Below are 24,255 nucleotides of genomic sequence, written 5' to 3'. Positions count from 1 at the left end.
TTTTTAAAACAAGGATATTTAGCATTATATTATAATAAAAGGAAATTTATGATATTCTAATTATATAAAATAAAAAGAGGTGTAATAATTATGGAAGATAACAAAAGAAAAATTTTGGTTGTTGAAGATGACCAAGATATAAATAATTTAATATTTAAAATATTAAATAAAGAGGGATATGAAGTTGTTCAAGCTTTTTCAGGTTCAGAGGGAAGAATGTGTTTAGAAGCTTCAGATTTTGATTTAATACTTCTTGATTTAATGCTTCCTGGAATGAGTGGAGAAGATATTATACAAAAAATAAGACTTTCAAAACATATGCCAATAATAGTTATTTCAGCCAAAGCATCACAGGAAGATAAAATAAATGTTTTAAAAATTGGTGCTGATGATTTTGTATCTAAACCTTTTGATGTAAATGAAGTTTTAGCTAGAGTTGAAGCACAACTTAGAAGATATAAAGTTTTTCAAAAGGAAGATATTAAAGAAGAAGATAAAATATTAACTTATAAAGAAATAGTTTTAGATAAAGAAAAGGTTGAAGTTAAAGTAAAAGGGGAATTAATAACTCTTACAGCAAAGGAATATTTAATATTAAAACTTTTAATGAGCAATTCTAAAAAGGTTTTTACTAGAGCTAATCTTTTTAAGTCTGTTTGGGGAGAAGATTTTTTAGCAGATGATAATACAATAAATGTACATATAAGCAATATACGTTCTAAAATACATGAAATAGATAGTGAAAATGAATATATAAAAACTATATGGGGAATAGGTTTTAAGCTTGATTAGTTATTTAAGACTTTCTTAATGTTTTCTTTAAGGTATATTTGTGTTTTGGTTTTAAACTTAGATTATAAATTAAGTGATATTATAAATTTTAAGAAAAACATTAGAAAAGGGTGAGTGTATTGTCAGAAAATATTGCTATAACAAAAAATCTTACAAAAATATATGATAAAAGAATTGTAATTGATAATGTAAATATGACAATAAAAAAAGGTGATATTTATGGATTAGTAGGAAAGAATGGAGCAGGTAAAACGACTATTATAAAAATGCTTTTATCTTTAACAAATTCTACTAGTGGAGAAATTGAGTTATTTGGAACTTCAGATTTAGATGAAAAAATAAAATTACATTCAAAAATAGGTTCAATAGTAGAAAGTCCAAAGTTTTATAAAACTTTAACGGCAAGAGAAAACTTAGAATATTATAGAATTTTAAAAGGTATACCAGGAAAAGAATGTATAGATGAAACTTTAAAGTTAGTTGGATTATCAGATGTAGATAAGAAAAAATTTAATAAGTTTTCTTTAGGTATGAAGCAAAGACTTGGATTAGCTCTTGCTATACTTGGAAGTCCTGATTTTTTAATTTTAGATGAACCAATAAACGGATTAGATCCTATGGGAATAAAGGAAGTTCGTGAAATATTATTAAATTTAAATAAAATGAAAAATACAACTATCCTTATATCAAGTCATATATTAGGAGAGCTATCTCAAATAGCTAATTGTTATGGATTTTTAAATAATGGTAAATTAGTAGAGGAAATATCAGCAAAAGACCTTAAGGATAAATGTAAGCATCATTTATTAGTAAAGGTTGATGATGTTAAAAAAGCTGCAATAATTTTAGAGAAAAATTTAGGTTATAACTCCTATGAAATTTTAGAAAATGAAAGAATTAAAATATATAAAGGATTAGATGAGCCACAATTAGTAAATAAGTTATTAGTTGAAGGAAATGTGGGTGTTTATTCTTTAGAAAAAGTTTCAGAAAACTTAGAAGAATATTTTATAAATTTAATAGGAGGGGATATTAATGTTTAATTTAATAAAGGCTGAATTATATAAATATAGAAAAAAGAAATTTATATATAAAACTAATATAATTTTACTATTACTTATAGTACTTTATTTTTCATTAATAGGAGGCAATGGTATTTTAGATTCTGTACATATAAATATATTTAATATGCTTTCTGTAGTATTTGCAGTTATTCCTCCTCTTGTTTATATATTTTTAGATGTATTTACAGAAGAATTTAAAGAGGAAACTTTTAAAAATATTATATCTTCTAATATTTCAAGAGAAAAAATATATTTATCAAAATTTATAGTTCAAATAATATTAGCTATAATTACATCTATTATTTGTATGACTGTAGTTTATATATGTATAATGTTATTTGGTCTTCAAGGAAAGAATTTTTTAGCAACTAGTAATAACTTTCTGCTAAGATTTTTATCAGGAGTACCAATTTATATAGCTGTAATAGCATTAGGGGATTTACTTATTGTTTTAATAAAAAAAGAAATAATAGCAAGTATGGTATTTTATGTAATTATATTTTTCTCAAAACAAGTATTTGGACTTTTAGGTCACTTTGTTTCACCAATATTTGATAAGTTAGTTAAATATACTATAACTGCACCTCTTGAGCCATTACAATATGCTAATGCAACTTTAACTAATATGTATTTTGCTATAACAGTTGGAATAGTTTATACTGTAGTTCTTTTATCTATTGGAATATTTGTGTTTAAAAATCAAGAAATAAAATAATTAAAAAGAGGTGATTAAATGGTAATTTTAATATTTTTACTTTCAGGTTTACTTATAATTTCAACAAGTATTATATTTTATAGAAATAAACAAATTGAAAGTCTAGCTAAAAAGATTAAAAAAATAAATGAAAGTAATACAAACGAAATAATTACAATTTCATCACCTAATAAAAATATTGAAAATTTAGCCTTTGAAATTAATAATATATTAAAATCAAAAAGAGATATGGAATGTAAATATAAAGAATTAGATTTGGAACTTAGGCAGGCTATTGCAAATATATCCCATGATTTAAGAACTCCTTTAACTTCAATAATGGGATATATTCAGCTTCTTAAGGATGAAAATATATCTAAGGATGATAAAAAAGAATATATAAATATAGTAGAGAAGAGATCCTATGTATTAAAAAACTTAATTTCAAGTTTTTATGATTTATCAAGACTTCAAGCAAGTGAATATGATTTAGAGCTAGAAAAGGTTAATTTACATGATATTTTATGTGAGATTATAGCAGCTTTTTATAATGATATAGAAAATAAGGGGCTAGAGCCAGTTGTAGAAATAGAAGAGAGCAATTCTTTAGTTTTAGGAGATAAAATAGCTATAAATAGAATATTTACAAACTTAATTCAAAATATATTAAAGTATGGAAAAGGAAGAGTAAAAATAGTTTTAAAAGAAGAAAAAGATTATATAGTTACAGCCTTTTCTAATGAAGAAAATGAAATTAAGGAAGATGAAGTAAATAGAATATTTGAAAGATTTTTTACTGGAGATAGAATGAGAACAGGACAAAATACAGGTCTTGGACTTGCTATAACAAAAATATTAGTTGAAGAGCAAGGAAATAAAATTTTTGCAGAAAAGAAGGATAATATACTTACAATAAAAATATTATGGAAAAAAATATACCCTATAGAGTAAAATTTTAATGAAAAGATTACTCTGTAGGGTTTTCTATTTATATAAATATTATCTCAAGGCGCCAGGATAAAGATAAGCATTTTTAGGTTTTGCTATTGGCGTTATTTCTTTTACAATTATTATTGGTTCACCATCTTTTCCTAATGTTATTTTTCCATGTACATTAAACCAATGATTTGCCTTTAATTCAGAAGAATCTTTAAATTTACATTTTGGTCCAGCAACTTGAAGATCTGCAACACAACAAGTCATAACTTCTCGACCTAAAACAAATTCATTTTGTGATAAACCTTTATCCCTATATATAAAACCATCAATAGAGATGTTTTTATCTTTATAAGAATCAGGGTTTGCAAATATTTTCCCTAAAATATCAAGGTAATTAGAATCATCTAACTTTAATATATTAGAATCTGAATTTTTTGGAATAGCTTCATTATCTAATTTATAAATTTTATCAAAATTTTTATTTTCATAGTTAGAGGAATCTTGTATTATTTTATCGTTTCTTTTAGCTGTTAACCATTTATCCAAAGAATGGATTGAAAATGCAGTAATTAAAATAAAAAATACTAAAACTCCCTTAAAAATTCCTTTTCTGCTATATACATCAAAAATATTAAGAAATTCATTAATAGTAAGGGCAATAAAAGTAACTAATGCAAAAATAACATATTTATTCATTTTTGGATTTAGAAATAATGAAATATTATCAGTATATAACAAATAGAAAAAGAAAATTGAAATAAGTAGTAAAATTATAAAACCTATAAAATTTAATATATTAAATCTTTTCAAAGCTGTAATCCTCCAATAATATTAAATAGGAATGTTGTAATAATAGTTGTTATTAAAATATAAAGTGAAAGCTTTATAACAAATTTAACTTTAAAGTTACCTAACAGCATTAAAAGATTTTTTATATCTAGCATTGGACCAAGTACTAAGAAAGATAATATAGAACCTGTTGTGAATTTACCTAGGAAAGTACTTGCAATAAATGCATCTGCCTCTGAACATACTGATAATGTAAAGGCTAAGAAAATCATAACTATTATTGAAAGGAAGGGACTTCCTCCAAAGGATGTAAGAATTTCTTTTGGTATAAGAACTTTAAATAAACTTGAAATAAAGGCACCAAATATTAAGTATTTAGATACGCTAAATAATTCTATTGTTGTATGATTTAATACTAATCTAATTTTAGAAAAATTATTAAAAGTAACTTCGTCGCAACCACAAGCACATTTTTCATAATATGAAACTTCTTTATCTCTAATAGGTAATGGGTCATTTTTTTGAGTTTTATGTATTATTAAGCCAATAATTATGGAATTTAATATTCCAAAAAGCGTTCTAAATATAAAAATGCTGTGATTAGTTGCAAAAGCATAGTAAGTTGACATAATTACTATTGGATTAACAATTGGAACAGAAAGCATAAAAGTAATTGCAATTGATAAAGGTACACCTTTATTTATTAATTTTTTAGTTATTGGAATAATTGCACATTCACATACTGGAAAAATAATTCCTAATAGTGAAGTGAAAAATAATGCTAAAAAAATATTTTTTGGAATAATTTTTGCAATAAAGTTTTCTGAAATAAATAATTGTATAAAAGAAGATATTAATGAGCCAAGTAATATAAAGGGGATTGCTTCTAATAATATCCCAATAAAAATAGTCATAATATTAGTAAATATCATCTTTGTATCTCCTCTGAATCTTTAGTTAGTATTTGTAAAATAGTAAAAAAATCTTTATAAAATAAGGAAGATTTTTGTATTTTAGAATTTAAGTTAGATACTGATTCAAAGTCTATAATATAAGCTTTTCTATTTAATAATTTAATAGTTTTCTTTATATTATTTAAGCTTTCATAACTAACTTTAGATTTATTATTAATTAAAATTATATTTCCATGTTGTATAGGTGAAGTTATAATACTTCCCATATTATTAAGATATATAGGAAATAATGTACTATCAATAATATTTACGATTTCTTTTATTTTAAAAACCCTTTTAAAATCTTTTGAATTTACCATAGTTAAAAGTTCGTTTAAATCCCTACTTCCATTAAACTCTATAATTATTCTATTAGGATGATACTTTCTCCTAAAATAATTTAATAATTTAAAATTAATTTCTTTTGTTGGAGGAAAGTATTCAATTGTAATATTAGAATCTAATGAATATTTTTCATCTATTTTTCCTACTCCATTTTCAAAAAGAAGAATTACTATTTTTTCACTTGTTATTAAAGTTTTAGAGAGTAAAGAATTTATAAATGTAGTTTTTCCACAATCTAAAAAGCCTGTAATCAGTTCAATGTTAGTTTTATTAAACATAAGCTATGATTGTCCTAAAAATAATTCTTTTAATTTATCTTTATTTAAGTTACAGCCTATAATACAAATTTTACCCTCTTTTTCGTAATTAGCCTCTTTTATAGATAGTTCATCTGGAATAAAATTAAATTGCATAAAATGGTTGTTAGTACACTTTAAAAAGCCTTTAGCTCTTAATACAGTTCCATAATTTTTATCTTTTAGTTTAGAAATTATAGTAGTTATGTTCTCTTCAGTAAATGTTTTTGAAGTGTTTAAACTTAATGTTTGAAAAGAGGATAATGTTTTCTTTGTTAGTGATTTTTTAGCAATTTTAAAATTGCTAAATTTAATAGGTTGATTTATAGTTTTTAAATTTTTAGTGTCAGCATTTAAAGTGATAGGGGAGATACTATTTAAATCCAACCCATCTAAAGATGTAATAATTTTTACCTTTTTATTTAAATTTATAATTTTTTCTTTAATGTCAGCTAATTCTTTTTTATTTAAAAAGTGACTTCTACTTATTAATATTACCTTTGCATTGGCTATTTGATTTACATAAAAATCACTAAAATTATTTAAGTAAACATTAAATTTAAGGGGATCTACTACTGTTATAATCAAATTTAATTCAACTAAGTCCTTTAAATCATCCTTTTTACATATCTCTATTATTTCAGAAAGTTTTGCAACTCCAGAAGGCTCTATTAATATTCTATTAGGTTTGTACATATTAATTATATCTTTAATGGCTTTAGTAAAATCACTAGAAACACTACAGCATATGCACCCTGCATTAATTTCTTTTATCTTTATAGATGAATCCTTTAACATATCTCCATCAATACCAATGTCTCCAAATTCATTTTCTATAAGAACAATTTTCTCCTTATTATAATTTTTGTTATTTAATAGTTTATTGATTAATGTAGTTTTACCAGCTCCCAAAAATCCAGAAAATATATCTATTTTAGTTTTCATATATTTAAAACTCCTTTTCATATAGAATATAAATGCAATTAATTTGCATTAGCATAAAATATATATATCATAAATGCAAATAAGTTGCAATTACAAAAATATTAAAAAAATTTAATATAAAAAGAGCTATCTTAAAATTTAAGATAGCTCTAAATATCGTATTTATGATTTAAATTTACCTAAGTCATCAAAATTTTCTTTAAGTTCTCTATCTACAACCACTAAAGGAATAAACATGCATGTAAGTGAACCAATTAAGCATATAATTGAAATTGATTCATTATTAATACTTAAAGTGCTTTTTAATGCTACTGTGAAAGCAAAAGAAAATATTCCAAATATTAACCAAAGTTTTCCAAGGTGGTTATTTGCAAAATCCCAAGTTTCTTTTGTTTTCATTGAGCGTGATGTTCTATAACCATAAAATTCATTAATTTTCTTTGGTGGATCAAAGATTAATATTAATCCCAAAATTATCATTGATAAAGGAATTAAAATGTCAATTAAATTGCTTATAATGTTCATAAAATCTCCCCCTCAGCCAATAAGAAATCGTTTTCTTTTATATTTATATTATACCATTAAATAGTAAAAAAAGTTGATAATATTAAATGAATATGTTAGTGTTTTTTTACTTTTTTATAATTATAAATTTTAATTTATTATTTTAAAAATTTTTTTAATAATGTAGTTTTATAGAGGTTAAATGGAAATAATTATATAAACATAAAAGAAAATATAAATAAAAATAATGTATAATAATATTAAGAAAAAAGGAAAGAGAGTAAAGTGATATGAATAATACTCAAAGAGCTTATTATGCCCTTAAAAAATTTTATGGATATGAAAGCTTTAGGGAAGGACAAATAGATATTATAAATACAATTTTAAATAAAAGAGATGTTTTTTGCCTTATGCCAACAGGTGGGGGTAAGTCTATATGTTACCAGATACCTGCAATTATATTTGATGGTATAACATTAGTTATTTCACCACTTATTTCTCTTATGAAGGATCAGGTAGACTCCTTAAAAGAAAATGGTATACCTTCAGTTTATATAAATAGCACTTTAAAAAATGAAGAAATAAAAGAAATTTTAAAGGATGCAACTTTAGGTCTTTATAAACTTATATACATAGCACCAGAAAGATTAGAATCAGATTATTTTAAAAATATGATTAAAGGCTTAAATATTTCTCAAATTGCTATAGATGAAGCTCATTGTGTTTCAGAATGGGGACATGATTTTAGAAAAAGTTATAGATATATAAAACCCTTTTATGAAAGTTTAAATACTAGACCAATTATATCTTCTTTTACAGCTACAGCTACAGAGGAAGTAAGGAAAGATTCAATAAATCTTTTAGGACTTAAGGAACCTTATATATTTTTAGGAGATATAAATAGAAGTAATTTAAATATAAATGTACTTAAAGAGGTGGATAAAGAAGAGGAACTTAAAGATATAATAAGATCCCATGAAGGGGAATCTGGAATTGTTTATTGTACTTCAAGAAAAGAAGTTGAAATAATTTATGATAGGTTAAAGGATTTAGGATACAGTGTTTTAAAATATCATGGAGGAATGAAGGATTCTGAAAAAGAAGAATCACAAGAAGATTTTCTTTTTGAGAGAAAAGATGTAATGATAGCAACTAATGCCTTTGGAATGGGAATTGATAAATCAAATATAAGATTTATAGTACATGCAACTATTCCAAAAAATTTAGAATGTTATTACCAAGAAATTGGTAGAGGTGGAAGAGATTCTGAAAACTGTGATTGCTATCTTTTTTATTCTAGGGATGATATAAGAAGAGTTGAGTTTTTAATAAATAAAAGCAGTGGAATAAACAGACGAGAAATAGCCCTTAGAAAGCTTCAAGCTATGGTTGATTATGCAGAAAGTAATAGTTGTTATAGGGAATTTTTATTAAAATATTTTGGTAATAAATATATAAGTAGTTTTTGCAATAACTGTTCAATATGTTTAAATAATGATGAAATTCAGGATTTTACAAGGGAAGCACAAATAATTTTATCTACAGTATTTAGAACTAGAGAAAAGTTTGGAATTTCTGTCCTAATTGATATTTTAAGGGGAATAAAGGGACCAAAAATAATTCAATATAAATTAGATAAGGTTACTACATTTTCCCTTATGAAAGAGTTTAGTTCTAAATTTATTAGAGATTTTATTAAAAACTTATTGAATTTAGGATATGTTGAATTAAAACCAGGAACTTATTCAATGCTTATTTTAAATAATAGATCAATGAAGGTTTTAAAATCAGAAGAGAAAGTCTTTATGAAAATTGAAAAAATGGAAGATGAAATATTAAATAAAGATATTTATAATGCTTTAAAGTCTTGGAGAAAAATAAAGGCAACAAAGGAAAATATAAGACCTTACATAATATTTTCAGATTCTAGTTTAATTGAAATTGCAAATAAAAAACCAAATACAAAGGAAGAACTTATGAATATAAGAGGTATGGGGGAAAAGAAGCTTGAAAGATATGGGGATGAAATTCTTAAATTAGTACAGTCATTTTAATATATAAAGGAGATATCTTTTGAGGATATTTTTATTTAAAAGTCTATATCGAAATAAATTTGAAAATTCTACAAAATATGGTAAAATAATTATGGAGTATAAATAAAACAATAAAACTTTTATTGTTTTATTATACTTTTTATAAAAATAATTGATTAATTAATGCTTAAATTTTACAAATTAATATAAAAATATATTTTAAAGATTTAATGGATTTAAATAAAAAATCAAAAGGAGATGAAAGATTTAATAGTTAATGTATACGTTTACTAATAAGACTAAATCCATTTTATTATTTGAGGGGGACAAAATATGAAACACTTTAATAAAAAGTATACTTTCTTATCTTTAATAGCATTAATTTTAAGTTCAACTTTACTAATGTCTTGTACTTTATTTGGTAGTAATGAAAAGAATAATAGTTCTAGCAGTAATGAAAAAAATTTAACTGAATCTAATGGAAAGGATAATTCAAAGGATATTAAAGAAGTAGATAAAGAGGAAGTTAAAGAAAAAAATGAAGAAAAAAATTTATCTGGTGAAAAAAATACAGATATTTTAATTTTAAAAAAAGATAAAAATAAAGATTTAAAAAGTAGTTCAAAAAGACATTTGTTAAATGATAATACCATAACTAGTAGGGAATTTAATTTAAAAAAAGATAATAACTTAAAAGAAGATATTGATTTAAGTAAAAATTCTTTTGTAAGGCATGATAATGTACATAAAATAAATAAAAAAGTAGTAGAAGAGAAAAAATTAATTCAAGAAAGTAAAGTAAATAATAAAGATAAAAAAGAAGAGAAAAATACTCAGAATGACTCTAAAGCTAAATTAGTTAATATAAAGGATGAAAACTTAAGAAGAGTTATTAATAGAGCTTTAGGGAAAGAACGAAATCCTTTATCTGATATTACAGTACAAGAAATGGAAACTATAACAAAGTTAGATAGTAGATTTTTAAAATTAAAGAAAGATGAAAAAGGTACACCTGTAAGAGGAATTAAGAATCTATCAGGATTAGAGTATGCTAAAAATCTTAAAACAATTAAATTAAGTATGAATAAAATAAAAGATTTAACACCTATAAAAAATTTAACAAAATTAGAGTTTTTAGAAGTATATAGAAATGAAATAAGTGATTTGGAACCATTGAGAAATCTTAAAAATTTACAACATTTAGATATATATAATAATGTAGGAATATTTAATTTAGAACCTATTTCTAAACTTAATAAAATAAATTGGATTGATATGCATTATTGTAATAAACGTACTAAAAAAATAACTTATAAATATTTAGGAGAACTTACAAACTTAGAATTTTTAAGCATTGATGATAATTTTGTTGATGATATTAGTTTTGTAAAAAATCTTAAAAATTTAAAAACTTTAAGTTGTAATAATAGTTATGTAACTAATTTAAATGAAGTACAAGACTTAGCAGCTGATTCCTTTGAAGATTGGTCTGGAAAGAAATTTTTTAATATGTATGGACAAATGCTTAAAGATACAATTAAGGTAAAAGCAAAAAGTGAAGGAACTGTTTATAAAATGAAATGTCCAGTTACTGGTGCTGATAAATATATTGAAAAAATTTATAAAACTTATGGAATAACTGAGGGGCTTCCAGCAATATCAACTAATGATGAAAATAAAAATATAGATCTTAAGTACAATAAAAATACTAAGGAATTAGAATTAACAGTAGGTAAAAATACTAGTTCTAAGAAAATTAATACCCAATTTAATGCAGTATTAGAGTATGGTATGTATAGTTTAAAAATTACCTTTGATATAACTCAAGATGGAGTTAAGGACTTATCTAAAGTAGAAATAAATTAAAGACAAAAATATATAATACATAATACCTAAAATATGGTATAATTAATAAAAAATGGTTAAAATAAAAGATAACAATTAATTATAAATATTAAAATTAGGGAGGTTTTATTATGACAGTTGAAGTTAAAGAAAATATTAGTTTAGACATACTTGATAAAGTTGACATAAGAGTAGGTACTATTAAATTAGTAGAGGACATTGCAAAATCAAAGAAATTAGTTAAACTTACTGTTGATTTTGGAGATTTTAATAGGACTATATTAGTAGGTATGAAAGGTGAAAGGGATAATCCTAAAGAAATTGAAGGACAGCAAGCTTTATTTATTGTAAACTTACCACCTAAAAAGATGGCTGGTGAAATATCAGAAGGAATGCTTTTTGATATAGGATATCAAGATGGAATTATTCCAGTGCTAGCTCAACCTGAAAAGCCTGTACCAAATGGAACAAGGGTTGGATAAAAATTTTTAAAAATAATATATATTAGGCAAAATAATAAACTTATAACTTTAATGAGTTAGTTTTAAATAGTTTATTATTTTGCCTTTTGTTATATTTTTAAAACTTATTAAGAAAATAATATCTAAGACTTTTTAAATATAATCTAATAAAAAGTAAACTTAATTAGAATTACTACTAAGACTATTTAAAATCATTCCAACAATAACTAATGTTATACCAATCATTCCAATTAAAGTTGGAATTCTGTCGTGAAGCATGAAAATTCCACCTAAAAGTGTAAAGATTACTTCACCAGATTGAGTTGATTCTATTACAGCTAGTTTGTGAGCATCTTTACTTACAATATCAGTAGCCTTAAAGAATAGTATAGTAGCAATAACGCCAGAAAATATGGCTACTAAAAATGATTGAAATAGTTGTTCACTACTTGGAAAACCAACAGATGATACACCATATATTGATAATATTAACCAAAATGGAATACTGCACAAAGTCATACCAAAAACTCTTTGAATGGTATTAAGATTATTATTACAAACTTCCATCATTTTACGATTCCCAAGAGGGTAAGCAAAGGCAGCAACTAGAACAGGTATTATTACTAAAAATGCTTTTAAAATTGAAATATGTTTTGTTTCCTCAAAAAGCATTAAAAATATTCCAAGTAAAATTATTAAAGACATTATTAAAGATTTTTTTGGAATTTTATTTCTTACTTTAACTAGTCCATTTTTAGTTTCTATGTATTTAAAAAATAGTGGAGACATAAGAGCTCCTGCAATTATAGTTATTTGCCAAGTTCCAGCAACTAACCATGAAGCACCATATTCTGATGCAAAACTTAAAGGTGCATAAAACAAACCAAAACCTACTGTACTCCAAATAAGCCATTTAATTGGCTTTTTTATTATATCTTCTAGTACATCAATTAATTGATTTTTTGTAAGGACAATAATAAATAAAATTGGTAACATAAAAATATAGCGTAAAGATGAGCTCCAAATCCAGCTTCCTCCAGAAAGATTCATACTTCTATTTAGTACAAATGTAAATGAGAAAAAGAAGGATGCTCCTATTCCATATATAAGTGCTTTTTTCAAAATTAAACCTCCAAATTAAAAAATATAGTCAAAATTAAAGTTATGTTTTAGGTTAGTATTGATTTTAGATAGCCCTTTAGATTTGCTTAATTTCGCAGAGAGTTTCTATTATCTATTCCAAAATAATAGCTAAGACTTTTAAACTCACTGCCCTCCAACAGAAAAAGGCTCTTAACGCTATTATTTTTCCATAGACAATGAAACTCTAATTGCTTATTAAGATAGTCTTACAGTTCTATCTAAAATCAATACTAGTTTAAAACATAGGCAAAACTAAAAGTGTAATATAATATTCTTGTATACTATAGCATTAAATATATGTTATATTGTACATTGGATTATTTACAAAAGCAATATAATATTATAAAATTAATATATTAAAACATAACTAAATATGTAAGCCTTAAAGTATAAGGAGTTTTAAGTAATGGAAAATTTAAATTTAATTATAGGTAGTAGATTAAAAGATATAAGAAATAAGAGAAATTTAAGTTTGGATGAAGTATCTAAATTAACAAATGTTAGTAAAGCGATGCTAGGTCAAATAGAGAGGGGACAGTCAAATCCAACAGTTTCAACTCTATGGAAAATTGCTAATGGACTTAAAGTATCTTTTTCAATTTTTATTGATGAAAATAAAGAGGAATTACAAGTAGTAAAGCAAAAAGATATTACTCCAGTAATAGAAAATGATAATAAAATGAAATTGTATCCTATTTTCCCTTTTGATCCTAAAGAGGGTTTTGAGGTTTTTACTATAGAACTAGAGCCAGGATGTAATCATGTATCAGGTCCTCATAATGATGGGGTTTGTGAGTATATTATAGTTACAGAGGGAGAAATGGAAATAGAAATAGATAAGGAAAATTTTGTTCTTAAAAATGAACATTCAATTAGATTTATGGCAAATAAAAATCATGTATATAAAAATACAAGTAAAAGTAAAGCTATTTTTCAAAATATAATACTTTATACATGATTAAATACATTTAAAATAGCCATTCCTTTTTAAAACGGCAAAAAATCGTCAAAAAATATTTTCCATTATTTCACTTGCTCTCTTTAACATATCATCAGTTACATGGGAGTAAGTTTTCATTGTTTGCTCTACATCATGGCCTAAAAGTTTGGCCGCAGTTTTAAAATCAATTCCGTTTGATATTAGATTAGTTGCAAATGTATGACGTAGTTCGTGGAAGGATATATCAAAACCAAGTCTTTTAATATGTTTATTAATTGACACAGTTATAACTTTAGTATTTTTATATGATAGTATTCTACCATCAATATTATATATGCTATTGTTTTTTAATTCCTTTAGTTCTTTAATCATATTAGGAGTTAATGGAAGTATTCTATTAGAATTTTTACTTTTAAGTTCACCAAATCCAAAAGTATTATTTTTTAGCAATTTCCATTGCTTATTTATAGAAAGTGTAGCATTTTTAAAATCTATATCATTCCAAGTTAATCCAACTATTTCTCCTATTCTAAGGCCACATCTAGAAGCAAGAAAAATCATTATATAATACTTTGAATTAGTTGTTTTCTCCAGTAATGTATTTAATTCAGAATTAGTAAGAGCTCTCTTGGTTGAAGGGTTTTTTTCTTTTTCAATAGTTAATTTTTTAGTTATATTTTTTATTGGAATATCATAGTTATTTATGGCGGTGTTGAATATATATTTAATTTTTTGAATATAATTACGAATTGAAGAATACTTATAACCTTTGGTAACTAAGTTATCTACACATTGTTGTAAATCTATATATCTTATTTTAGATATTTCTAGATTATAAATACTTTCAAAATGGCTTAAGCCTGCTCTATATGAAATTATAGTATTGGGTTCTAAATGTATTTTCATATGTTTTAAATGTAGTTCTATGAACTCGCCTAGTGTTATATGTTCAAATTCGTTGTAAGTAAAATTTGTTATAGATTCTTTTAACTCTTGAAGTATTATATCAGCCTGAATTTTAGCTTTTTTCTTTCCCTCTCTAGTATTAGGGAAGCCTTGTTTAGATTTTTGTTTCCATTTTCCTGAGTTGTCTTTGTAAGAAATAATAACCTGAATTCCATTATCTTTTTGTCTATAGGTTACATTATAGTCCATAAAATCACTCCTTATCGAATATATGTTCTTATATATTTAAAAAATAAACAGTTAAATATTTAACTGCCATTTTAAAAAGCTTTACCAATGAATAAGTTTGGCATAAAGTAAATTAAATAATTATCTATTTGATACATAACTCCATATTTATCTCTATAATAATCAATAGCTTCTTGTAAATATTCTTCTGTAACATCTAGGTATTCAGCTATTTCAAATCTTCCAATGCAACCGTGTTTGAAAGCTTCTATCAATCCAATTAGACCAACATTTCTGTCAAAGCCGTATTTTCTAGCTATAAGTTCCTGCTTTTTGTTTTCTATTTCTTTTTGATTTAAAATATTACCAATAGTAAGATTATAATGTCCAAGTTCTTCAGCAAGAATACAAGCTTTTTCAGTATTATTTAATTTACTATTTATAGCAATTCTATTGCCATAGCATCTACCTTTCTTTGTTCTCATTTTAATTTCTTTAACTATTATTCCGAGCTCTTCTGCTTCTATTAATAATTCATCATATGTCAAATCCTCATCACCCACTTTAACTATTTATTCCAGAAATCATCATCTTTCATAATGTCGTCATCATGCTTATAATCTTCTTCTGTAAATTCCCCTTCTTTTTCATGTGCTGCATTAGGCATTAAAAATTCTTTTCCTTCTTCTTCCCATATTTGTTTTTGATATTTAGGCATTTCTACTAAATCTTTAGTATAAGTAATAACTTTCTTTTTACCTATATCATTTAATTTTCTTAAGTCCTCTATGTGGTTTTCTTCTTCTTTAGATAATTCATTATTGTTTTCATTTAAGCCTAAAAGCCATAATGGACTTACATCTAAAGCCTTAGCTATAATACCTAATTTATCAACAGGCATATTTTTTATTAATCCGGTTTCATATCTTTGCAATGTAGATTTACTCATATTAGTTTTTGAAGCTAAATCTTGATATGAAAGTTGTAATTCTAATCTTCTACTTTGTATTCGATTCATTATATTTTTCATTTTTGAATCATCAAATAAATTACTCATTTAATCACCTCATAATTTAATTATAAAATATTTTTTCATAAATGCAACGATTATTTTAAAAAATATAAAAAAAAGTTGCATAAATGGGTTGACTTATAAAAAAGGAGATGTTATAGTTTAATTATCCCAAATATGCAACGGAGGTGAGAAAATGATTTATAATAAGTTAAAAGGGATTATGAAGGAAAAAAATTATTCTCAAAGTAAATTAGCCGAGTGCCTTAGTATAACAACGCAAAGTCTAAATGCTAAACTTAATGGGCGTAGTCAATTTACTTTGAAAGAAGCATTTGAAATTATTTCTATTTTGAATATAGAAAATTCAAATGATATAATAGAAATTTTTTTTAAAAATAATATCCCAAATATGCAACAAAAAATAAGTTAGGAGGAAAAAGTATGAGGTATTACACAGTTGAAGAAACTGCTAAAAAGTTAAAAGTAAGCACAGGTCATATTTATGAACTTGTAAAAAGAGGAGAGATTAAAAAGAAAGAAGGTTTAGGGAGAGCAATAAGGATTCCATCAGGTGAATTGAAAAATGTAAATATAGAAAATAATTACTTTACTTATGATAAAGAAAGAGTACAAGCTATTGAAACTCATTTAGGTAAAATTAGAAAACTTAAAGATAGAGATTACTATGTTATCGCTGATTTAGCTAAAGCATTAGGGTTGAATGATAGTTTTGTAATTACTAGAAGATTAGATAAGAGTGAGTATATGAAATTAAATACCGTTCAAGCTAATGATTATGGGTTATCTTGCAATCAAAGAGGTTTATTAATAATTACTTATACAGGAATACTTCTATATTCTAAAAAGAGCAGAAAGAGAAACACTATTGATTTTAATAGACTTCTTGAAGAATTAAAAGTTAGTAATTGCAAGCAAATTGAATTTGAAGAAGCAGAGCATAAGAGAGAATTACAGATTTTTAATAATGAAGAGTTTGGACAAGTAAGAGTATTAAATAAAGAAGGAGAACCTTGGTTTGTAGGAAAAGATGTAGCTGAAAGATTAGGATACCTAAATTCTAGCAAAGCATTAACAGATCATGTTGATGAAGAAGATAAACTCAATAACGTTTCGTTATCCAGTTTAGGACAACGAGGTGGATGGCTTATAAACGAAAGTGGACTTTACAGTTTAATACTTTCTAGCAAACTACCAAATGCAAAGAAGTTTAAAAGATGGATTACAAGTGAAGTTCTTCCTACTATCCGTAAAACTGGTGGATATGTTGATAATGAAGAGAAATTCACAGACTCTTATTTTTCAAATTTAAGTTTAGAGGTAAGACAAGTTATAAAGCAAGAGTTATTAAATAGAAATAAACAAATAGTAAATAGAAAGAGAGAAATAATAGAAGAATCCAAAAAGTTAAAAAAAGAATATGACATGAATAATAAAGCTATAGAACAATTAGTTATTTAGATAAAGATGTAAGTTAGGAGGGGGAAAATGAATAATTTAGTTTTAAGGAGGAAGTTTAAATGGATAAAAGCAGATATAAAGAGTTAATTAGCCTTAAGGCAGATGTAGAAGTAGTTGAAAAGGGATTAGATAAAATGCTAGAAGAATTAAGAGGTAAGAATAGAGATTTGTATACTAAAGATTTAACTGAAAATGAAAAATACAAAAGAGCAATTGAGGTATCAGCTCAATTACTCAAATGTTATAAGTTCAAAAATGAATTATCAAGACAATTAGAAAGTGTTTAATTCATTTTCAACTAATAATTGGTTTAGATCTTTGTCAAACTTGATTTTCTCAAATCTAGTTATGGAAAAAGGGTTACTAGATTGTTCTTGGTAGTCTTTTAATGAATTAAGTATTTTTGTATAGTCATCATCTTCTACTGAATCAGAATAAATAACTTGATATAAATGAGTAAAAAGCACATAAGTAAATTTAGTTTTTTCGTTATATTTGTCATTTTCAAAACCCCAATGAGTTTGTTTATCTGAGATAAAAACTCTAATACTTTTTTCACTATTACCAAGTGAATCAAGAATAAAACCCAAAAAATCAGATATATTAGTAACTTTTATATACATGTGAATCACCACCTTTCATAAGTATTTCAGCTTGGCAGGGCTGATACTTAAATTATAAAACTGGTGGAAAAATAAAACAAATTAATTTAGAAGGGGCGGAGGAGGATAATCATGAATTTAGATATCGAAAATCTTCTAACAAAAGAAGATGTAGCAGAGTATTTAAACTATAAACCTAAGACTATTGAAAGATGGGTGAGAGAAGGAAATATTAAATGTTGCCCTAATGTACCTGGTAATGAATTGAGGTTTAACAAAAATTATATATTAGGACTTGGAAGAATGGATTTTAAGCTAGAGCCTTCTCCAGAAGTTTATAGAGTTGAAAGAAAATATAAAAAGATATTAAAGGAAAAAGAAGAAGAAATAATTAGTTTAAAAAAAGCTATAACTAATCTTCATATTCAAAGCACACAAGCTATGAATACATTACTTAGTATCGAAAATATCAAAGTTTTATAAGGAGGAAAAGCGATGGAAGTTTTAAGAAAAGGAACTAACTTAGTTAGAAAACAATTAGGACAAACATTGAAAGTAAATGGAGTTAAAAATATAGATGGAATGCAATTCCATGATATAGAAGGAGGATTTGGAGAAGGTAAGAAAGCAATGCTAGTTAAAGAAATTGCTGATATTCATAATAAAGAATTCAAACATATTAATGAAGCTATAAATAAGAATAAAGAAAGATTTAAAAATAATATTGATATTGTTGATTTAAAGTCAGTCGATTTAATCGACCGAGATTTATTAAAAGAATTAGGGTTTAGTAATAGTTCAATAGCAAATGCTAAAAATATCTACTTGCTATCAGAAAGAGGATATGCAAAACTTCTTAAAATTTTAGAGGATGATGTTGCATGGGAACAATATGACAAATTAGTTGATGGATATTTTAATATGAGAAGTGAAGTGAAGAAGCCAACAAGTGCAGTAGATTTATTAGAGCTGCAAGTTAAAGCTCTTAAAGAAGTAAAAAATAAAGTAGAAAAAGTCGACCAAAAGTTTGATGAACTACCTTTGTTTAAAGTAGATGCAAAATCACTAAGTAAATTAGTAAATAGTAAAATGACAGCTTTATTAGGTGGTAAAAAATCTACTGCATATAAAACTTTAAATAAGAAAGCTTTTTCAGATTTATATAAGCAAATTCACAGAGAGTTTCAAGTTGGATCTATAGATGAAATAAAAAGAAAGGACTTAGATTATGCTAAAGAAATAGTCATTGATTATAAATTACCAAGAGCATTAAGAGAAGAAATAGAAAGTCTTAATAATCAAATTAGTTTTAAGGAGGAATGTTAGATGGATAAATTAGAATGTCCTAGATGTAAAAATGAAAAGTTAAAAGGAACTGAAAATTATTGCCCTATATGTGGGTTAAATTTAAAAGGTGGAATGACTAAAGAAGAAGTTATAGGTCAAATTGATAGTTTAATTGATGAAGCAAAACTTCATATAGAAGATGATCCTTTTGATAGTGAAGTATTCAGAGATGATAAGGAAGCGTTAGAAACAGTTAAGGAAGTATATAAAAGAACTGCTCAAGAAGTACCAGTTCAAGAGCAGCCTAAGTTTATTCCAGAAAGTAGTAATGGAATTTGCGAATATCCAAATAGACTTACAACACCTAAACTTTAGATGCTATCCAATCCCAAGCTTCGCTTGGTAACCAACCATAGTATTCTTTTGCAACTTTAATGATTAGTATGTAGTCGTTACTATCTAAACAAGGACTAAGTTTTTCATAAATTGTTTTAGAATCACTATAGCTTTCTATTAACCAAGTAGAATCTACACAATGACACCAAGATGGAAAACTTCTTAAGGCGTCATATAGTTTTGAATAATTTTGACCTGTTTTATTTAGGTCGTAAGTAACTGAGTAAACCATAATAACACCACCTTTCATAAGTATTTCAGTTTTGCAGAACTGATACTTAAATTATAAAACTGGTGGAAGAATAAAACAAATATAAGGAGGTATAAAGTGCATTTAATAAAGATAAGTTTATTAATAATAATTTTAGCTATGCAACTTGCAACATTTTGTATAGCAGCAGGAAAGTTTATATATGCAACTAAGTTAAAAGACAGGATAGAGTATTTAATAATTGCTCTAAGTGGACTAGTAGGATTTATATTCTTAACTAATCCAGTAATGTATGTAATTTAAATAAGGAAGTGAAGATATGAAAATAAAAGATATTAAAGAAGGTTTAGCGTTTCTGAGTATTGATGATATGAAAGGAATAAGAGAAACTATTAAATTTGTAGAAAATTATTGTCCAAGTGAAATTAGTTTGGAAGGATCTGATTTTTGTAATTGTGATGACGAATGTATTAATTGCTGGATTAAATGCTTAAGCTTAGAAGAAAACCAAGACAAATTAGAAAACGAAATTTAAGGAGGAATAGTTATGTATTCTAAAGGTTTACTTATTCTTGATGATAACGGTGTTAAGAATACAGCAGATTTTAAGTATATGTATGCAGATTGGGAAAGTTACACTTTTAAGCACATTCCAACAGGCAAAAAAGTAAGTTTTAGGAGGTAAAAATATGAAAAAGAGTGATTTACAAGACGGATATATTATTGAAATTAAGTGGTCTAGTTTAGACCCTGAAAGATATATAAAACTAGGAGAAAAATTAATAGGATTAAAAGGGTTTGTAAGGTTAGAAGAACTAACAGAAGATTTAGTTGCAATTGATGGATTTAATAGCAATAGTAAGGTTAGTAAAGTTTTTAAAAATAAAAATATGACATTTTTAAAAGATATAGAAAATAATGATAGATTAACATTATTATGGGAAAGACAAAGAGAAATAGATTGGAGTAAAGTTCCTAAATGGACTAAAGTTCAGGTTAGGGATAATAAAGATGACAAATGGAGAAATACTTACTTTTTAGATAGAAACGGTGCTGTTTTTCATTCAACATTTTGTGATGAATACACTTATGATAAAGACGAAATTTTAGGGTTTTGGCAATGCAAAATACATCCAAGTATTGAAATAAAAGAAGAATGGTACAGATAGAAGGTAATTAAGATGTTAAAGAGATTTATAAGAAACTTATTTAAGTCTAAAGAAACTAAATACAAAGAACACTTTAAAGAAGTTTTAAAGATGGAGGATTAAGTTATGGGAGCTATAAACACAATACTAGATAAGGTTGTTCCAAGGGTACAAGCTAGAGAAGGCAAGGGCAAAACTTTAATAGATATTATTCAAGAAGAAATAGAAAAAGAAAAAAACCTATCTGAAACCGACCAAAGTAAACAGATAGGAACTAATGAAACTATTATTGAAGATATTATACCACTACATTGTGATATAGACAATGGACAGGTTTATGACATTAATACTGGAAAGGTAGTAAAGGAGTTGTAATTTATGAGTTTACCAGATTGTTGTTATGACTATAGAAATATAGAAGATGAAAAGACTGTAATAGATGAATGTAACGAATGCGGATGCAGTATATATGCGGGACAAGAATATTATGAAGTTAAAGGCGAAATCATATGTTGTGATTGCATTAATTTTTTTCAAGAAAACAGCAGAATTATAGGAGGTTTATTATGACAGAACAAAAGAAACTTAATATATATCAAAAGATACAAAAGGCTAGAGTTGAACTTCAAAATAAGGATTTAAAAAAGACTGGATATAATAAGTATTCAAATTATAAATATTTTGAATTAGGAGATTTCTTGCCACATATTAATGAGATTTGTAATGAAATAGGACTATATACAGAGTTTAGTTACGGAGATAAAACAGCAACATTAACAGTATATAATACAGAAAATTTGGAAGAAAAAAGAGTATGGATTACACCAGTTGAAGTAGCTACATTAAAAGGTTGCAGCACTATACAAAATATAGGAGGAACACAAAGTTTTGCTAGAAGGTATTTATACATGATGGCTTTTGAAATTGCTGAAACTGATGTAATAGATGGTGGAGCAGTTGATGAAGAAGCAGAACTTGGAAAGCAAAAGATAGGTAAAGCTCATGTCTTAACAATAAACAGTTTAATTGAGGAAACTAACTCAGATAAAAAAGAATTTTTAACTTGGGCAGGAGTTAACAAGGTAGAAGATATAACAAATGAAGCAGTAGGTACTTGCCTAAATATGCTTAATAAAAAGAAAAAATTAAAAGAGAAACAAGAAAAGGAGCAGCAATTAAAAAAGCAACAGGAAATACAACAAAGAGAATTGGAACAACATCAAGGAGATTTTGAATTTTAGGAGGATTAGAGAATGAAAGAGATACAAATAAATAAAGAGTTACCAGTAATAAAGATGAACTTTGAAGAAGTCAAAGGATCATTGCAAGAAACAATGAAAAAATATGAGGGCATAGTTGTAACAGAAGAAGGATTAAAAGATTGTAAAGCAACTCAAAAAGATTTAGCAGGACTTAGAAATAAAATAGATACTTACAGAAAAGATGTTAAGAAAGAAATGGAAGTTCCTATCAAGGAATTTGAAGGTAAGTGTAAAGAATTAATTGGTCTTATATCAGATGTAGAGAAACCAATAAAAGAAGGTATAAAAGTTTATGATGATAAGCGTAAAGAGGAAAAAAGAAATAAAGCTTTAGAATATATAAAAGACAGTATACAAGCCCATAAATTAACTAAAAAGTATGCAGATAAGTTAGATGTAAAGGATAAGTATTTAACTCTTAGTGGAAGTTTAAAAAGCATTAGAGAAGATATAGAATCAAGAGCTTTGATGTTAGAAAAGGAACAAAAAGATGAACAACAAAGAAGGGAAATGCTTAGAGTTTCAATAGAAAATGCAATAAATATAGCCAACGAAAGTATCAAAACTAAGTTAAAGTTTGAGGACTTTACTAAGTATATAGAATTTGAATGGCCTTTAGATAGAATTTTAAAAGAAATTAATGATAAGGCAACTATGATAAAGGAAGCTGAAAAACCAAAAGAAGAACCTAAAGTTGAAGAAAAAGAACCAGTTCAAATACCATTAGATTTTTCTAATAAGCCAGTTGAAGAACCTAAAAAAGAAGTTAAGGAAGATAAATTCTTTGTAGATGTTTATGTAGAGCATAACTTTGAAATGATACAAGCTTTAAGTAAATTTTTAAGAGATAACGGATATAACTATAAGGTTCATAAAAAAGGAAAAGTTAAGTAGAAAAAGGTGATTAAATGGCACAAAGAAGAATGTTTTCAATAAAAGTTATAGATTCAGCTAAATTTTTAAAAATGCCATTATCAACAAGACTCTTATACTATGACTTAGGAATGCGAGCAGATGATGATGGTATAGTTGAAGCTTTTAACGTATTAAGAATGACAGGAGCTACAGAAGATGATCTAAGAGTTTTAGTAGCTAAGGAATATATAAAAGTTCTTAATGAAGATTTAGTAACTTATATTATAGATTGGAAAGAACACAACAAATTAAGAGCAGATAGAAAAGTAGATAGTATGTATAAAGATTTATTACTACAAATTATGCCAGATGTAGAATTATTAGAACCTAAAAAAAGGGCAGATAGAGATAACAGTTCAGCAGTTGATAATGGGACGTCCCAAGGACAACCAAGTGTCGGCATAGGTAAGGATAGGTTAGGACAGGATAGTCTAGGTAAGCCTAGGACAGGACAGGATAGGACAGATGAGGATAGTTTAGAAGAAGTACCTAAACTTGAACCTCTAATCTTTCCTACTCCAATCCATAAAGAGATTTATAACATTGTTGGTGATGTAGGTTATAGAACTTGGTTTATAGATACAGATATAACAGAAACAGATTCTACAGTATCTATTAAAGCACAACAAGAGTTTAAAAGAGACATAATAATATCTAAGTATATTCCTAAGTTACATTTAGGAAAAAGAATAGAAGTTAGCTAAGGAGGAATGAAAATGATAAATGAAAGTGAAATACAACAACAATTAAGAGATTTAATAAAGGAAAATCCAACTTTACCATTCAAAATTTTTGCAGCAGATGATGTAAATAGTGGTGAATTTAGATATGAAGAAAGTTATATAAGTTCTGTAAAAATAGATGAAATAGCATTGTTAGAAGAACGTTGGGAAGCTACATGGTATAACAAAGAAGATTATCCAGACGAATTATATGATTATTTAAAATATACAAAAGAATATAAGGGAGAAGAATTAGAAGCTAAATATAAAGAAGAATTTGCTAAAGTTAAATTTGAAAAATTTATAGTTATAAATATAGGATAGGAGGATTATTAAGATGG

Annotated in this window: 35 protein-coding genes; 24 read left to right on the top strand and 11 right to left on the bottom strand. The window is 25.6% G+C overall.

The features are described 5' to 3' along the window. The first annotated feature begins 90 nt into the window (after positions 1-90). The 4 genes from J2S18_RS15620 (at position 91) to J2S18_RS15605 (ending at position 3,501) form a co-directional block, all read left to right on the top strand. Entirely contained in the window at positions 91-792 is a 702-nt protein-coding gene (locus J2S18_RS15620; protein ID WP_307488226.1) for a response regulator transcription factor, read from the top strand. 119 nt (positions 793-911) lie between these two features. Beyond that, positions 912-1,835, top strand: coding sequence for an ATP-binding cassette domain-containing protein (locus J2S18_RS15615; protein ID WP_307488225.1), 924 nt, complete (start codon positions 912-914; stop codon positions 1,833-1,835). Beyond that, positions 1,828-2,571, top strand: a complete 744-nt coding sequence (locus tag J2S18_RS15610) for an ABC transporter permease (RefSeq protein WP_307488224.1) — start codon at positions 1,828-1,830, stop codon at positions 2,569-2,571. The genes J2S18_RS15615 and J2S18_RS15610 overlap by 8 nt, the downstream gene beginning before the upstream one ends. A gap of 18 nt (positions 2,572-2,589) precedes the next feature. Beyond that, the gene (locus tag J2S18_RS15605; protein WP_307488223.1) at positions 2,590-3,501 is read left to right on the top strand and encodes a sensor histidine kinase; all 912 of its coding nucleotides are present in this window, start codon (positions 2,590-2,592) and stop codon (positions 3,499-3,501) included. Between the two features lie 48 nt (positions 3,502-3,549). Here J2S18_RS15605 and J2S18_RS15600 read toward each other — a convergent pair whose 3' ends face one another. The 5 genes from J2S18_RS15600 to J2S18_RS15580 all read right to left on the bottom strand — a co-directional run bounded on the left by J2S18_RS15600 (position 3,550) and on the right by J2S18_RS15580 (position 7,342). Next, positions 3,550-4,299 carry a TIGR03943 family putative permease subunit gene (locus J2S18_RS15600; protein ID WP_307488221.1) on the bottom strand — a complete coding sequence of 250 codons (750 nt, stop codon included), beginning with the start codon at positions 4,297-4,299 and terminating at the stop codon, positions 3,550-3,552. After that, on the bottom strand, positions 4,296-5,210 hold the full coding sequence (locus tag J2S18_RS15595; RefSeq protein WP_307488219.1) for a permease: 915 nt from the start codon (positions 5,208-5,210) through the stop codon (positions 4,296-4,298). Before J2S18_RS15595 ends, J2S18_RS15600 begins: the two co-directional genes overlap by 4 nt. Then, on the bottom strand, positions 5,207-5,854 hold the full coding sequence (locus tag J2S18_RS15590; RefSeq protein WP_307488217.1) for a GTP-binding protein: 648 nt from the start codon (positions 5,852-5,854) through the stop codon (positions 5,207-5,209). Before J2S18_RS15590 ends, J2S18_RS15595 begins: the two co-directional genes overlap by 4 nt. Before the next feature lie 3 nt (positions 5,855-5,857). After that, positions 5,858-6,817, bottom strand: a complete 960-nt coding sequence (locus J2S18_RS15585) for a CobW family GTP-binding protein (protein WP_307488215.1) — start codon at positions 6,815-6,817, stop codon at positions 5,858-5,860. Positions 6,818-6,979: 162 nt separating this feature from the next. Continuing rightward, on the bottom strand, positions 6,980-7,342 hold the full coding sequence (locus J2S18_RS15580) for an SdpI family protein (RefSeq protein ID WP_307488214.1): 363 nt from the start codon (positions 7,340-7,342) through the stop codon (positions 6,980-6,982). Positions 7,343-7,611: 269 nt separating this feature from the next. On the opposite strand from J2S18_RS15580, the gene recQ reads away from it, so the two are divergent. From recQ to J2S18_RS15565, 3 genes are all read left to right on the top strand, one after another. Then, a complete protein-coding gene (gene recQ / locus J2S18_RS15575) occupies positions 7,612-9,375 on the top strand; it encodes a DNA helicase RecQ (RefSeq protein ID WP_307488212.1) in 1,764 nt (587 codons plus the stop codon). Between the two features lie 312 nt (positions 9,376-9,687). Continuing rightward, positions 9,688-11,220: a leucine-rich repeat domain-containing protein gene (locus tag J2S18_RS15570; RefSeq protein ID WP_307488210.1), complete on the top strand. Its 1,533-nt coding sequence runs from the start codon at positions 9,688-9,690 to the stop codon at positions 11,218-11,220. Between the two features lie 110 nt (positions 11,221-11,330). Continuing rightward, complete coding sequence (locus J2S18_RS15565; protein ID WP_307488209.1) at positions 11,331-11,681, top strand: tRNA-binding protein; 351 nt, start codon at positions 11,331-11,333, stop codon at positions 11,679-11,681. Between the two features lie 159 nt (positions 11,682-11,840). Here the strand turns inward: J2S18_RS15565 and J2S18_RS15560 are convergent, their stop codons facing one another. Beyond that, positions 11,841-12,782 (bottom strand): DMT family transporter, encoded by a 942-nt coding sequence (locus J2S18_RS15560; RefSeq protein ID WP_307488207.1) that lies wholly within the window; start codon positions 12,780-12,782, stop codon positions 11,841-11,843. A 427-nt stretch (positions 12,783-13,209) separates the two neighbouring features. On the opposite strand from J2S18_RS15560, the gene J2S18_RS15555 reads away from it, so the two are divergent. Then, positions 13,210-13,761, top strand: coding sequence for a helix-turn-helix domain-containing protein (locus J2S18_RS15555; protein WP_307488205.1), 552 nt, complete (start codon positions 13,210-13,212; stop codon positions 13,759-13,761). 48 nt (positions 13,762-13,809) lie between these two features. Here J2S18_RS15555 and J2S18_RS15550 read toward each other — a convergent pair whose 3' ends face one another. From J2S18_RS15550 to J2S18_RS15540, 3 genes are all read right to left on the bottom strand, one after another. Beyond that, positions 13,810-14,898, bottom strand: coding sequence for a tyrosine-type recombinase/integrase (locus J2S18_RS15550; protein ID WP_307488204.1), 1,089 nt, complete (start codon positions 14,896-14,898; stop codon positions 13,810-13,812). 71 nt (positions 14,899-14,969) lie between these two features. Next, positions 14,970-15,425: an ImmA/IrrE family metallo-endopeptidase gene (locus tag J2S18_RS15545; RefSeq protein ID WP_307488203.1), complete on the bottom strand. Its 456-nt coding sequence runs from the start codon at positions 15,423-15,425 to the stop codon at positions 14,970-14,972. A 20-nt stretch (positions 15,426-15,445) separates the two neighbouring features. After that, on the bottom strand, positions 15,446-15,934 hold the full coding sequence (locus J2S18_RS15540) for a helix-turn-helix domain-containing protein (RefSeq protein ID WP_307488202.1): 489 nt from the start codon (positions 15,932-15,934) through the stop codon (positions 15,446-15,448). Positions 15,935-16,085: 151 nt separating this feature from the next. Here J2S18_RS15540 and J2S18_RS15535 point away from each other — a divergent pair, with 151 nt between their 5' ends. From J2S18_RS15535 to J2S18_RS15525, 3 genes are read left to right on the top strand one after another with little or no spacing between them, the layout of a single operon-like run. After that, positions 16,086-16,322 carry a helix-turn-helix transcriptional regulator gene (locus J2S18_RS15535; protein ID WP_307488201.1) on the top strand — a complete coding sequence of 79 codons (237 nt, stop codon included), beginning with the start codon at positions 16,086-16,088 and terminating at the stop codon, positions 16,320-16,322. Positions 16,323-16,333: 11 nt separating this feature from the next. Further along, positions 16,334-17,371 carry a BRO family protein gene (locus J2S18_RS15530; RefSeq protein WP_307488199.1) on the top strand — a complete coding sequence of 346 codons (1,038 nt, stop codon included), beginning with the start codon at positions 16,334-16,336 and terminating at the stop codon, positions 17,369-17,371. 59 nt (positions 17,372-17,430) lie between these two features. Then, on the top strand, positions 17,431-17,658 hold the full coding sequence (locus J2S18_RS15525; RefSeq protein WP_307488197.1) for a hypothetical protein: 228 nt from the start codon (positions 17,431-17,433) through the stop codon (positions 17,656-17,658). Here J2S18_RS15525 and J2S18_RS15520 read toward each other — a convergent pair. Next, positions 17,644-17,994: a hypothetical protein gene (locus tag J2S18_RS15520; RefSeq protein ID WP_307488196.1), complete on the bottom strand. Its 351-nt coding sequence runs from the start codon at positions 17,992-17,994 to the stop codon at positions 17,644-17,646. The genes J2S18_RS15525 and J2S18_RS15520 overlap by 15 nt on opposite strands. Before the next feature lie 111 nt (positions 17,995-18,105). Between J2S18_RS15520 and J2S18_RS15515 the strand changes: the two genes are divergently transcribed. Genes J2S18_RS15515 through J2S18_RS15505 form a run of 3 tightly spaced genes read left to right on the top strand, consistent with a single transcriptional unit; the run spans position 18,106 to position 19,635 of the window. Continuing rightward, positions 18,106-18,456, top strand: a complete 351-nt coding sequence (locus J2S18_RS15515; RefSeq protein WP_307488194.1) for a helix-turn-helix domain-containing protein — start codon at positions 18,106-18,108, stop codon at positions 18,454-18,456. Positions 18,457-18,468: 12 nt separating this feature from the next. Continuing rightward, positions 18,469-19,299, top strand: a complete 831-nt coding sequence (locus tag J2S18_RS15510) for an ORF6C domain-containing protein (protein ID WP_307488193.1) — start codon at positions 18,469-18,471, stop codon at positions 19,297-19,299. Further along, complete coding sequence (locus J2S18_RS15505) at positions 19,300-19,635, top strand: hypothetical protein (RefSeq protein ID WP_307488192.1); 336 nt, start codon at positions 19,300-19,302, stop codon at positions 19,633-19,635. Here J2S18_RS15505 and J2S18_RS15500 read toward each other — a convergent pair. Continuing rightward, complete coding sequence (locus tag J2S18_RS15500) at positions 19,625-19,888, bottom strand: hypothetical protein (RefSeq protein ID WP_307488190.1); 264 nt, start codon at positions 19,886-19,888, stop codon at positions 19,625-19,627. The genes J2S18_RS15505 and J2S18_RS15500 overlap by 11 nt on opposite strands. Positions 19,889-19,984: 96 nt before the next feature. On the opposite strand from J2S18_RS15500, the gene J2S18_RS15495 reads away from it, so the two are divergent. The 10 genes from J2S18_RS15495 to J2S18_RS15450 all read left to right on the top strand — a co-directional run bounded on the left by J2S18_RS15495 (position 19,985) and on the right by J2S18_RS15450 (position 24,238). Further along, positions 19,985-20,170 (top strand): hypothetical protein, encoded by a 186-nt coding sequence (locus J2S18_RS15495; protein WP_307488189.1) that lies wholly within the window; start codon positions 19,985-19,987, stop codon positions 20,168-20,170. Between the two features lie 16 nt (positions 20,171-20,186). Then, positions 20,187-20,402 (top strand): hypothetical protein, encoded by a 216-nt coding sequence (locus tag J2S18_RS15490; protein ID WP_307488187.1) that lies wholly within the window; start codon positions 20,187-20,189, stop codon positions 20,400-20,402. Between the two features lie 12 nt (positions 20,403-20,414). Continuing rightward, positions 20,415-20,552 (top strand): hypothetical protein, encoded by a 138-nt coding sequence (locus J2S18_RS15485; RefSeq protein ID WP_307488185.1) that lies wholly within the window; start codon positions 20,415-20,417, stop codon positions 20,550-20,552. Positions 20,553-20,556: 4 nt separating this feature from the next. Further along, positions 20,557-21,036 (top strand): hypothetical protein, encoded by a 480-nt coding sequence (locus tag J2S18_RS15480; protein WP_307488183.1) that lies wholly within the window; start codon positions 20,557-20,559, stop codon positions 21,034-21,036. A gap of 105 nt (positions 21,037-21,141) precedes the next feature. Further along, on the top strand, positions 21,142-21,390 hold the full coding sequence (locus tag J2S18_RS15475; RefSeq protein ID WP_307488181.1) for a hypothetical protein: 249 nt from the start codon (positions 21,142-21,144) through the stop codon (positions 21,388-21,390). A 3-nt stretch (positions 21,391-21,393) separates the two neighbouring features. Next, the gene (locus J2S18_RS15470) at positions 21,394-21,585 is read left to right on the top strand and encodes a hypothetical protein (protein ID WP_307488179.1); all 192 of its coding nucleotides are present in this window, start codon (positions 21,394-21,396) and stop codon (positions 21,583-21,585) included. Beyond that, complete coding sequence (locus J2S18_RS15465; protein ID WP_307488178.1) at positions 21,582-22,256, top strand: ERF family protein; 675 nt, start codon at positions 21,582-21,584, stop codon at positions 22,254-22,256. Before J2S18_RS15470 ends, J2S18_RS15465 begins: the two co-directional genes overlap by 4 nt. 12 nt (positions 22,257-22,268) lie before the next feature. Further along, the gene (locus J2S18_RS15460; protein WP_307488176.1) at positions 22,269-23,171 is read left to right on the top strand and encodes a DUF1351 domain-containing protein; all 903 of its coding nucleotides are present in this window, start codon (positions 22,269-22,271) and stop codon (positions 23,169-23,171) included. A 14-nt stretch (positions 23,172-23,185) separates the two neighbouring features. After that, the gene (locus J2S18_RS15455) at positions 23,186-23,896 is read left to right on the top strand and encodes a hypothetical protein (protein WP_307488174.1); all 711 of its coding nucleotides are present in this window, start codon (positions 23,186-23,188) and stop codon (positions 23,894-23,896) included. Between the two features lie 12 nt (positions 23,897-23,908). Then, a complete protein-coding gene (locus J2S18_RS15450) occupies positions 23,909-24,238 on the top strand; it encodes a hypothetical protein (RefSeq protein WP_307488172.1) in 330 nt (109 codons plus the stop codon). The last annotated feature ends 17 nt before the right edge of the window (positions 24,239-24,255 follow it).

The sequence above is a fragment of the Eubacterium multiforme genome, from assembly GCF_030813415.1.
Lineage (GTDB): Bacteria > Bacillota > Clostridia > Clostridiales > Clostridiaceae > Clostridium > Clostridium multiforme.
Note: the sequence above shows the minus strand (reverse complement) of the source record. Positions and strands in the feature narration are given on the sequence as shown.